Here is an 11134-nt window from a genome sequence, read left to right as displayed (position 1 = left end):
GTTACTCCATGTTGCGGATGCGTTCGATCAGCGCTGATATCGCAGGATCGCGCTCGGCCCTGGCGTAGATGCCGGCCATCGCGGCTTCGAACGGCTTGCGGTCGATGTCGGTCACGATCTTGACGCCGGCCAGCTCCGCCTGCTGGCGCGAGCGCTCCTCGAGGTCGCGCCATCTCTCGCGCATGTAGGCGCTGGAGCGTTGCGCGGCCTCGCGGAAGATCGCCTGCTCCTCCGCCGAGAGGCTGGCCCAGGCCTTTTGCGACATCAGCAGCACGTCCGGACTGAAAGTGTGCCGGGTCAGCGTGTAGTAGCCGGCATATTTGTAGTGGCCGGTGGTGACGAAGGACGCCCAGTTGTTCTCGGCGCCGTCGATCAGCCCGGTGGCGAATCCGGTCAGCACCTGGCCGTAGGGCATCTGGACCGGCTGGGCGCCGAGCGCGCGCACCATGTCCGACATCCGTTCGGATTGCTGCACGCGCACCCGCAGTCCCTTGAGGTCGTCGAGCGAACGCACCGGGCGCACGCTGTTATAGATCGAGCGGGCGCCGGAATCGTAGAAGGCCAGCCCGACGAAGCCGTGATCCCCGAGACTGTTCAGGATCTCGCTGCCGATCGGTCCATCCAGCACGGTTTGCAGGTGTTCGGGCGATCGAAACAGGAACGGCATTGCCAGCACGTTGACCGACGGCACCATTGTCCCGATCAGCGCGACATTGGTCCGGTTCAAATCGATGGCGCCGGCCCGCGTCTGCTCCAGCGTCTCCTTCTCCTCACCCAGCTGGCGGGAATGGAAGACCACGATGCGGTGCCGGCCGGCGGTGCGTTCGGCGATCAGACGGTCCATGTAATTCAGCGCCTGGACGGTCGGATAGTCCTCATTCTGGGTATCGGCGGTCCGGAATTCGCGCGCAAAAACGCTCGCCGGGACCGCTGCCCATGACAGCGCGACGGCAAGCATCGTTATCCGCGAAAGGCCGGCGCGGCGGTACACAGGCTACTATTCCCCTTGTGAATTGTGTCCAGGGCGGGAAGAAAAGGTTCAACGCATTTTTAGCAGAATGGCGCTGGTTCGCCATCGGCCAAACGTTAAATCCGCGGTGCAACCTGCGGTGTAGGTTGAATCTGCGGTTGTGGCGCCTTATGAGGGCGTGGTGGCATCCGGGAACGGCTCGTCGTGAAGTTCGCTTTGAAGCTCGCCTTAAAGCTTTTGTACCTCGTCGTCGCGGCTCTTCTGCTTGTGTCGCCGGCGCGGGCGGCCACCGAGATCATGTGGTGGCACGCGATGTCGGGCGAGCTCGGCAAGCAGCTCGAGAAGCTTGCCGCCGATTTCAACGCCTCGCAATCCGACTACCGGATCGTGCCCGCCTACAAGGGCAACTATACCGAGACCGTCACCGCGGCGATCTTCGCCTTCCGATCGCGCAGCCAGCCGGCGATCGTTCAGGTCAACGAGATCGCGACCGCAACCATGATGGCGGCCCGCGGCGCGATCTATCCGGTGTTCGAGCTGATGCGCGATCAGTCCGAGGCATTCGCGCCGTCGGCCTATCTGCCCGCGGTGGCCGGCTACTATGCCGATGTCGACGGCAACATGCTGTCGTTCCCCTTCAATGCCTCGACGCCGATCCTCTACTACAACAAGGATATGTTCGGTCCGCCGGGCTCGATCCGAGTGTGCCGCCCAGGACCTGGCCGGAGCTCGGCGTCGTGGCCAAGCGGCTGCGCGCGGCGGGCGCGATGTGCGGCGTGACCACGTCGTGGCCGTCCTGGATCAATGTCGAGAACTTCTCCGCCTTCCAGAATCTGCCGATCGCGACCAAGGCCAACGGGTTTTCCGGGCTGGACGCCCAGCTGATCTTCAACAATCCGCTGGTGGTGCGCCACATCGCGCAGCTCGCGCAGTGGCAGGCCGACAAGACCTTCGACTATAGCGGCCGCGGACAGGCGGCCGAGCCGCGCTTCCAGAAAGGGGAGTGCGGCATCTTCATCGGCTCGTCGGGCACGCGCGCCGACATCAAGGCCAATTCCAAATTCGAGGTCGGCTACGGCATGATGCCGTACGAACCCGACGTGCAGGGCGCGCCGCAGAACTCGATCATCGGCGGCGCGACGCTGTGGGTGCTGCGCGACCGGCCGCGCGCCGAATACGCCGGCGTGGCGAAGTTCTTCGCCTATCTGTCGCGGCCGGAGGTGCAGGCCACCTGGCACCAGAACACGGGCTACCTGCCGATCACCCGCGCCGCATTCGATCTGACCCGCGCGCAGGGTTTCTACGATCGCAATCCCGGCGCCTCGATCTCGATCGAGGAGGTGACGCTGAAGCCGCCGACCGACCATTCGAAGGGCATCCGCCTCGGCTCGTTCGTCCTGATCCGCGACGTGATCGAGGAGGAGCTCGAGCAGGTGTTTGCCGGCAAGCGATCGGCGCAGGCCGCGATGGACAACGCCGTCGAGCGCGGCAACCGCCTCTTGCGCCAGTTCGAGCGCGCCAATCCGGATAGGTGATGAGGTTATGCGTTGCCTTAACCTCCCCTTGAAGAGGGGAGGTCGCTTTGCTCGCCAGAGCAAAGCGGGCGGGGATCTTCTCTCATCACTTGCAGCGTCGCTTGCAGCTGACCCCCATCCCGACCTTCCCCCTTTCAGGCAGGGGTGTCCGGGGAATGATTCACTGTGTCGCGGTGCATGCTCGGCAGGACCGAGGCAAATCGGTCTTTTCTGGTTGTCGAGACACAGAGGGCCGAGCATGCGATATCGCGGTAGCATTTTTGGAAGGCTGCTTGAACCGATCAATCGACGGCAGTTTCAGACGGTTGTGGATCGTCTGGACGGGGATGCCTACGACAAGTCGTTCAGGAGCTGGGATCATCTGGTGGCGCTGATCTATGCCCAGCTTAGCGGCAACAGCAGTCTGCGCGGGGTGGTGACTGGCTTCAACGCCAATTCGCAGCATCACTATCACTTGGGAACCGGCAAGCTGTCGCGCTCGACGTTGTCCGATGCCAATGCCCGCCGTCCGATCGGCATTTTCGCGCAAACCTTTGCGGCGCTGTCGGCGATGGCGCGTCGCCAGCTGCGGAGTGAAGGCATGGAGATGGTGCGTCTGATCGACGCCAGTCCGATCCCGCTCGGCAAGGTCTGCAGTTGGGCGACGTGGAACGGCCGCATCCGCGGCATGAAGCTGCATGTCGTCTACGACCCAAGGAGCGATGTCCCGACCTGCGTCGAGATGACGGCCGCGAACGTCAATGACATCGAGATCGGCCGACAGACCCCAATCCAGCCCGCCACCACCTATGTGTTTGACAAGGGCTATTGCCGTTTCGACTGGTGGCAGAAGATCAATGATAGCAAGGCTTTCTTCGTTACCCGGGCGAAGACGAGCATCCGTCTTCGCTCGCTCAGGCATCGCGCCATCCGCAAGCGTAACGGGGATGGCTTCGAAATCCTTGCCGATGACGAGGTGAAGCTCACCAGCAAGGGCGATTCGCGCCTTCCAATCCCGCTCCGCCGCATCAAGATCAGACGCGAGAAAGGCGGCAAGATCACACTCCTGACCAACGACCTTGCCCGTAGCGCCGTCGAGATCGCCGCCCTCTACAAGAGCAGATGGCAAATCGAGCTGCTGTTCCGCTGGATCAAGCAGCATCTCGATATTCGCAAGTTCCTCGGCGCCAACGACAACGCGATCCGCCTTCAGGTGCTCGCTGCGATGATTGCCTACCTGCTGCTGCGCATCGCCGCTCACACCAACTGCATCAAAATGCTCCCGCTCAGGTTCGCCGAACTCGTCGGCCAGCTCCTGCTCACGCGTCGATCCCTCGCTGCCATCGACAAACCTCCGCCCATCAACCCCAGCCGTCGGAAATCAACCATCTCACCTGACCAGATGGAGCTCCGCTATGCCTGAATTTCCCCGGACACCCCTGCCTTTCAGGGGGAAGGAGAAGACGGCTGTGTAGCCCGGATGAAGCGAAGCGAAATCCGGGGCCGGTCTTTCAGGCGGCACAGAATCCCGGATTACGCTTCGCTTCATCCGGGCTACGAAATAGCTTCCCGTCATTGCGAGGAGCGAAGCGACGAAGCAATCCATTCGCTGTACAAGCGGTGCCATGGATTGCTTCATCCGGCGGCGCTTCGCGCCGACCGGGTGGCTCGCAATGACGGTCCGAGAGATGATCGCTTCCCTTCCACTCCTCACCAACTACGACAGCTACCGCGCCTGGCGCAGCGACACGTCGCGCTGGTTGCCGGTCGCGCGCGATATTGCTGATGGCCACGGGCTGTCGTGCGTCGCGCCGCATGTGTTCTCGACCGGCACCAATCTGGTTGTCGGGCTGGACGATAACCTGATCCTCAAACTCTTCCCGCCGTTTCTGCGCCCGCAATTCGTGTCCGAGCGCGGCGCGCTTGCCGGGTTGCGCGGACGGCTCGGCATTCCGATTCCCGACCTTGTCGCGGAGGGCGAACGCGACGGCTGGCCGTATCTCGTCATCACTCGCCTGTCCGGCACCGTCGGCTCGGAGGTCTGGCCATCGCTGTCGGAAGCCGAGCGCGAGCGCGTGCTCGCCGAGATCGGGGCCGTGATTGCCGAGGTGCAGCGCGTGCCGCCCGGCAGCCTGCGCGCTATCGAGCCGCGCTGGGAGGCCTTCATGCGCGGGCAGATCGCGCAGTGCCGGGCGCGCCATGAGCGGCTCGGCCTGCCCAAAAAATTCCTCACCTCGCTCGACGATCTCCTGCGTGACGCCGCTGAGTTGATCCCAATGAACGCGCCGCCGGTGATCCTGACCGGCGAATACATCCCGGAGAACTTTCTGCTCGGACGCCGGGCCGACGGCTGGCACGTCGCCGGCCTGTTCGACTTCGGCGACGTCCGGGCCGGATGGGGCGAGTACGACCTGCTCGGTCCCAGCGCCTTCATGGCCGCCGGGCATCCGCGCCGGGTGCGCAGCCTGTTCGACGGTTTCGGCATCTCGCGCACTGATGTGACGTTCACGCTGAAGCGGCGGCTGATGGCGCTCTTGATGCTGCACTCTGCCAGCGATCCGCTCCGGCACATCTGCATCGACGGCTGGCCGGACCGGGTCGACGACTTCGTGCAATTGCAGGAGCTGATCTGGCCGGATTAGCGCGCTTCAGCGCGGCCTCTATTGCCGGCCACAAAGCAAGCAGAAGCCGTTTCATGCTCATTTATTGAGCATATAGCCTGTCTTTGTATGCAATTGGCGATCTGAGATTTTGCCCGACCGGGATACCGGCCGACGTTTTACCTCGCTCCGGCAAGGCATTAGCAGGACATAAGATTTCGTTAAGGGTTGGCACAATCCTTGCGATCTGAGTTCCAAGGCCGTTTCCCAAGGCGTTGGAGCATCACATGAAGCGTCGCGATTTCCTCAAATCGGTGTCCGGGCTGGCCGCGGGGGCGCTGGCGCCGACCGCGCCCGCGATCTGGTCGCCGGCCAAGGCCGACGCGCGCTCCGAGACGCTGCTCATCGTCTCCGAAGGCGGTCCCAACAATCTCGATATCCACGGCGTCGGCACCAACGTGCCGGGCTACGAGGTGTCGTGGAATTGCTACGACCGCCTGATCAGCCACGAGATGAAGAGCGGTCCGGGCGGCGTGCCCTATTACGACCGCGACAAGTTCAAGCCCGAGCTCGCCGAGGACATCAACATCGGTGACATGTCGGCCACCTTCAAGCTGCGCAACAACGCCAAATTCCACGACGGCACGCCTGTCACGGCGAAGGACGTCAAATGGTCGCTCGACCGTGCTGTCAGCGTCGGCGGCTTCCCGACCTTCCAGATGAGCGCGGGCTCGCTGACCAAGCCCGAGCAGTTCGTGGTCATCGACGACACCACGGTGCGCGTCGACTTCCTGAAGAAGGACAAGCTGACGATCCCCGACCTCGCTGTCATCGTGCCCTGCGTCGTCAACTCCGAGCTGGTGAAGAAGAACGCCAGCGAGAAGGATCCGTGGGGTCTCGAATTCACCAAGCAGCAGACCGCGGGCTCCGGCGCCTACAAGGTGACCAAGTGGACCGCCGGCACCGAAGTCGTCATGGAGCGCAACGACGAGTGGGTCTGCGGCCCGTTGCCGAAGATCAAGCGCGTGATCTGGCGCATGGTGCCGCAGGCCGGCAACCGCCGAGCGCTGCTCGAGCGCGGCGATGCCGACATCTCCTATGAGCTGCCGTTCAAGGACTTCCAGGAGATGAAGGCGAGCGGCAAGCTCAACGTGGTCTCGCTGCCGTTCTCCAACGGCATCCAGTATATCGGCATGAACGTGACCAAGCCGCCGTTCGACAATCCCAAGGTACGGCAGGCGATGGCCTACGCGATGCCGTATCAGAAGATCATGGATGCGGTGCTGTTCGGTCTCGCCAACCCGATGTTCGGCGCGGCCAAGGACAAGCCGACCGAGGTCGCCTGGCCGCAGCCGACCAAGTATTTTACCGACATGGAGAAGGCCAAGGCGCTGCTCGCGGAGGCCGGCTACGCCAACGGTTTCGAGACCACGATCTCGTTCGACCTGAATTTCGCAGGTGTCAACGAGCCGCTTTGCGTGCTGGTGCAGGAGAGTCTGGCGCAGCTCGGCATCAAGACCACGATCAACAAGGTGCCCGGCGCCAATTGGCGCACCGAGCTCACCAAGAAGGAAATGCCGCTGTTCACCAACGTGTTCTCGGGCTGGCTCGATTACCCCGAGTACTTCTTCTACTGGTGCTATCACGGCAACAATTCGATCTTCAACACGATGAGCTACAAATCGCCCGAGATGGACAAGCTCATCGACGGCGCACGCATTGCCGCCGCGAATGGCGACACCGCGGCCTACGACGCCGACGTCAAGGGCTTCGTCGATCTCGCCTTCGCCGACATCCCGCGCATCCCGCTCTATCAGCCCTTCGTCAACGTCGCGATGCAGAAGAACGTGACGGGCTACCAATACTGGTTCCACCGCCGCCTCGATTATCGCGCGATGGCGAAGGGGTGAGGCGCTCATGCTTGCGATGATCGGCAAGCGGCTGCTGTTCGCGATCCCGTCGCTGATCGGGGTCGTGATCGTGACGTTCCTTTTGACGCGTGCGCTGCCGGGCGATCCCGCGGCGTATTTTGCTGGCCCCGCGGCCACCAAGGAGGCGGTCGACCAGATCCGGAAGAAGCTCGGCTTCGACAAGCCGCTGATCGAGCAGTTCGTCCGCTACACCAACGATCTCGCCCATGGCGATCTCGGCACATCGCTCACCACCGGCCAGCCGGTGGCGGCCGAGCTGCGCAACCGCCTGCCGGCGTCGGCCGAGCTCACTCTGCTCGGCCTCGTCGTCTCCATCGTGATCGCGATCCCGCTCGGCGTGCTGGCGGCGACGCGGCCGGGCTCCTGGATCGACCATCTCTGCCGCGTCACCACCACGGCCGGCGTGTCGCTGCCGGTGTTCTTCACCGGGCTCGTGCTGGTCTATCTGTTCTACTTCCGGCTCGGCTGGTCGCCGGCGCCGCTCGGCCGGCTCGACGTGTTCGCTAGCGCACCGCCGACCGTCACCGGCTTCTATCTCGTCGACACGCTGATCGCGCGGGACTTCGAGGCGTTTCGTTCCGCGCTCAGCCAATTGATCCTGCCGGCGGTGACGCTCGCGATCTTCTCGCTGGCGCCGATCGCGCGGATGACGCGGGCCTCGATGCTGGCGGTGCTGGCGTCCGACTTCGTCCGCACCGCGCGTGCCAGCGGCCTGTCGCCCGGCAAGGTGATCGTCACCTACGCCTTCCGCAACGCGATGCTGCCGGTCATCACCACGCTCAGCATGGTGTTCTCGTTCCTGTTGGGCGCCAATGTGCTGGTGGAAAAGGTGTTCGCCTGGCCCGGCATCGGCTCCTACGCGGTCGAGGCGCTGATCGCATCCGACTTCGCGCCGGTGCAGGGCTTCGTGCTGACCATGGCGGTCATGTACGTGCTGCTCAATCTGCTGATCGACATCCTCTACGGCGTGATCGATCCCCGCGTCAGGCTGGAGGGCTAGAGCATGAGCACCGTAGCTCCAACCGTCGAACCCGCAGGACCCGCCCGCACGTCGGGGCTTGCCGCTGCTTTTGAGCAAACCCGCTACGTCTTGAGCGAAAACAAGGTCACCGGCTTTGCCTTCGCGCTGCTGGTCCTGATCCTGTTTGCCGCGCTGTTCGGGCCCTACGTGGTGCCGTACGACCCGCTCGCCTCCGACACCGCGGCTGCATTGAAGCCGCCGTCGGCCGCGCACTGGTTCGGCACCGATCAGCTCGGCCGCGACATCTTCAGCCGCGTCATCGTCGCAACTCGGCTCGACACCTTCATCGCGGTCACCTCCGTCGTGCTGGTGTTCCTGATGGGCGGGCTGGCCGGCATCGCCGCCGGCTATTTCGGCGGCTGGACCGACCGCATCGTCGGCCGCATCGCCGACACCATCATGGCGTTTCCGCTGTTCGTGCTGGCGATGGGCATCGTCGCGGCGCTCGGCAACACCGTGCAGAACATCATCATCGCGACCGCGATCGTGAACTTCCCGCTCTATGCCCGCGTCGCACGCGCAGAAGCAAACGTCCGCCGCAATGCCGGCTTCGTGCAGGCGGCGCGGCTGTCCGGCAACGGCGAGTACCGCATTCTGCTCGGGCACATCCTGCCCAACATCATGCCGATCATGATCGTGCAGATGTCGCTGACCATGGGCTATGCGATCCTCAACGCCGCGGGCCTGTCCTTCATCGGGCTCGGCGTCCGGCCACCGACCGCGGAGTGGGGCATCATGGTCGCCGAGGGCGCGGGCTTCATGGTGTCGGGCGAGTGGTGGATCGCGCTGTTCCCGGGCCTGGCGCTGATGATCGCGGTGTTCTGCTTCAACCTGCTCGGCGACGGTCTGCGCGACATCGTCGACCCGCAGCGGAGGACGTGATGATGTGGACCTGGCTAACGCATGCGCGCTTTCTTCGCCTCTCCCCGCGTGCGGGGAGAGGCCGGGCCGCGTTAGCGGACCGGGTGAGGGGGGCGCTCCGCGCACTCCTCAGCCAGTTGTACGTGCCGATAGATGCCCCTCACCCCAACCCTCTCCCCGCAAGAGCGGGGCGAGGGGGCGCACTGGACAGGCGGAGAACATGATGCCTGTCCCGGTCCGGTGCCGTGCTACCGCTCCGCTCCTTTGCATGGGGTTGTTTTGCGGATTTTTGGATCACGCACCGCATGAGGGGAGGTGCGCATGACCGCCCAGCCGCTGCTCGACGTCAGCGACCTCACGGTCGAGTTCACCACCCGCCGCGGCATCGTCAGGGCGGTGCAGCACGTCAACATATCCGTCGGCAAGGGCGAGACCGTCGGCATCGTCGGCGAGTCCGGCTCCGGCAAGTCGGTGACTTCCTATGCCGTGATGCGCATCCTCGACCGCGCCGGCCGGATCGCCGAGGGCTCGGTGATGTTCTCCGGTATCGACGTCAAGTCGGCCTCGGAGAGCCAGATGCGCGATCTGCGCGGCCGCGAGGTCTCGATGATCTTCCAGAACCCGCGCGCCGCGCTCAATCCGATCCGCAAGGTCGGTCACCAGATCGAGGACGTGCTGCGCCAGCATGTGCAGCAGGCGCAGGTCACCGATCGCGGCGAGACGGCGATCGAGGCGCTGGAGCAGGTCAAGATCGCGCGCGCACGCGAGCGCTACCATGCCTATCCGTTCGAGCTGTCCGGCGGCATGTGCCAGCGCGTGGTCATCGCGCTGGCGCTGGCCTGCAATCCGCAGCTTCTGATTGCCGACGAGCCGACCACCGGGCTCGACGTCACCACCCAGAAGGCGGTGATGGACCTGATCGTCGAGCTGACCCGGCGCCGGGCGATGTCGACGATTCTGATCACGCATGACCTCGGCCTCGCCGCCGCCTATTGCGACCGCGTCGTGGTGATGGAGAAGGGCCGTGTGGTCGAGACCGCCAAGTCGGCCGACATCTTCGCCGCGCCCCGGCATGCCTACACCAGGAAGCTGATGCGCGCGACGCCGCGGCTCGGGGTGTCGCTACGGGATCTGTTGCCGGAGGAGGATTCGCTTGCCTCTCCCCGCGTGCGGGGAGAGGCCGACACGCTCGGCAGCGCACTCGCGCGCCAGAGCGTGGCGGGTGAGGGGGACCCTCCACGGGCCGTGCCTGCGGATGCGGCCCCTCACCCCAACCCTCTCCCCGTAAAGAACGGGGAGAGGGGGCTGATGGAGCCTCTCCTATCAGTCGAAAAGCTCGTCAAGGAATACCCGCGCCAGGGCGCGGGCGGGATGCTGGCAAAGTTGTTCGGGCGCAAGCCGCCGGTCGAGGAAGAGACCTTCCGTGCGGTCGACGGTATCAGCTTCTCGATCGATCATGGCGAGAGTGTCGGGCTGGTCGGCGAATCCGGCTGCGGCAAGTCGACGACGTCGATGATGGTGATGCGGCTGCTGGACCAGACCTCCGGCCGCATCATGTTCGATGGCCAGGACATCGGCGGCATCGCGCCGCAGTCCTTCGCGCGGCTGCCTCGGCGTAGCCAGATCCAGATGGTGTTCCAGGATCCGACCGACAGCCTCAATCCGCGCTTCACCGCGGCGCGCGCGATCGCGGATCCGATCATGCAGCTCGGCGACATCAGCGGGCGCGACGCGCTCCGCGCCCGCTGCGAGGAGCTCGCGCGGTTGGTCGGCCTGCCGGTCAATCTGCTGGACCGCTTCCCGCACCAGCTCTCCGGCGGCCAGAAGGCCCGCGTCGGCATCGCACGCGCCATCGTGCTGCACCCGAAGCTCGTCATCCTCGACGAGCCGACCGCGGCACTTGATGTCTCGGTGCAGGCGGTGGTGCTCAATTTGCTGCAGGACCTCAAGCATTCGATGGGCATGAGCTATTTGTTCGTGTCGCACGACCTCAACGTCGTACGTCTGCTGTGTGATCGCGTCATCGTGATGCGCGCCGGTCGCATCGTGGAGCAGGGCACATCCGAACACGTCTTGGGCAATCCGCAGGATGCCTATACAAGGGAGCTGCTGACGGCGATCCCGCATCCGCCGCTGCCGGTGTCTTGACGCATGATCCGGAAAAGTGGGGACCGGTTTTCCTCGCGACAAACGCGGAATGCGTTTGCGCGGAGATCATGCGCAAAATCGTTATTGGG

At 64.4% G+C, this 11134-nt stretch carries 7 protein-coding genes and 1 pseudogene; 7 read left to right on the top strand and 1 reads right to left on the bottom strand.

Annotated features, from left to right (window positions below):
• Position 1: 1 nt before the first annotated feature.
• Positions 2-958, bottom strand: a complete 957-nt coding sequence (locus tag ACVI1L_RS10240; protein WP_076831094.1) for a TRAP transporter substrate-binding protein — start codon at positions 956-958, stop codon at positions 2-4.
• Positions 959-1267: 309 nt separating this feature from the next.
• Here ACVI1L_RS10240 and ugpB point away from each other — a divergent pair.
• The 7 genes and pseudogenes from ugpB to ACVI1L_RS10205 all read left to right on the top strand — a co-directional run bounded on the left by ugpB (position 1268) and on the right by ACVI1L_RS10205 (position 11045).
• Positions 1268-2505: pseudogene (ugpB, locus tag ACVI1L_RS10235) on the top strand (sn-glycerol-3-phosphate ABC transporter substrate-binding protein UgpB).
• 238 nt (positions 2506-2743) lie between these two features.
• On the top strand, positions 2744-3907 hold the full coding sequence (locus ACVI1L_RS10230; protein WP_057015126.1) for an IS4 family transposase: 1164 nt from the start codon (positions 2744-2746) through the stop codon (positions 3905-3907).
• A gap of 250 nt (positions 3908-4157) precedes the next feature.
• Complete coding sequence (locus ACVI1L_RS10225) at positions 4158-5126, top strand: aminoglycoside phosphotransferase family protein (protein ID WP_456782811.1); 969 nt, start codon at positions 4158-4160, stop codon at positions 5124-5126.
• A 245-nt stretch (positions 5127-5371) separates the two neighbouring features.
• On the top strand, positions 5372-6994 hold the full coding sequence (locus ACVI1L_RS10220) for an ABC transporter substrate-binding protein (protein ID WP_456782810.1): 1623 nt from the start codon (positions 5372-5374) through the stop codon (positions 6992-6994).
• A 7-nt stretch (positions 6995-7001) separates the two neighbouring features.
• A complete protein-coding gene (locus tag ACVI1L_RS10215) occupies positions 7002-8015 on the top strand; it encodes an ABC transporter permease (RefSeq protein ID WP_057019487.1) in 1014 nt (337 codons plus the stop codon).
• A 3-nt stretch (positions 8016-8018) separates the two neighbouring features.
• Positions 8019-8918, top strand: a complete 900-nt coding sequence (locus ACVI1L_RS10210; protein WP_456782809.1) for an ABC transporter permease — start codon at positions 8019-8021, stop codon at positions 8916-8918.
• Positions 8919-9218: 300 nt separating this feature from the next.
• On the top strand, positions 9219-11045 hold the full coding sequence (locus tag ACVI1L_RS10205) for a dipeptide ABC transporter ATP-binding protein (protein WP_456782808.1): 1827 nt from the start codon (positions 9219-9221) through the stop codon (positions 11043-11045).
• Positions 11046-11134: the final 89 nt, after the last annotated feature.

The sequence above is a fragment of the Bradyrhizobium sp. USDA 4516 genome, from assembly GCF_054055915.1.
The sequence above is the reverse complement of the archived record's forward strand: the minus strand, read 5'-3'. Positions and strand labels throughout refer to the sequence as shown.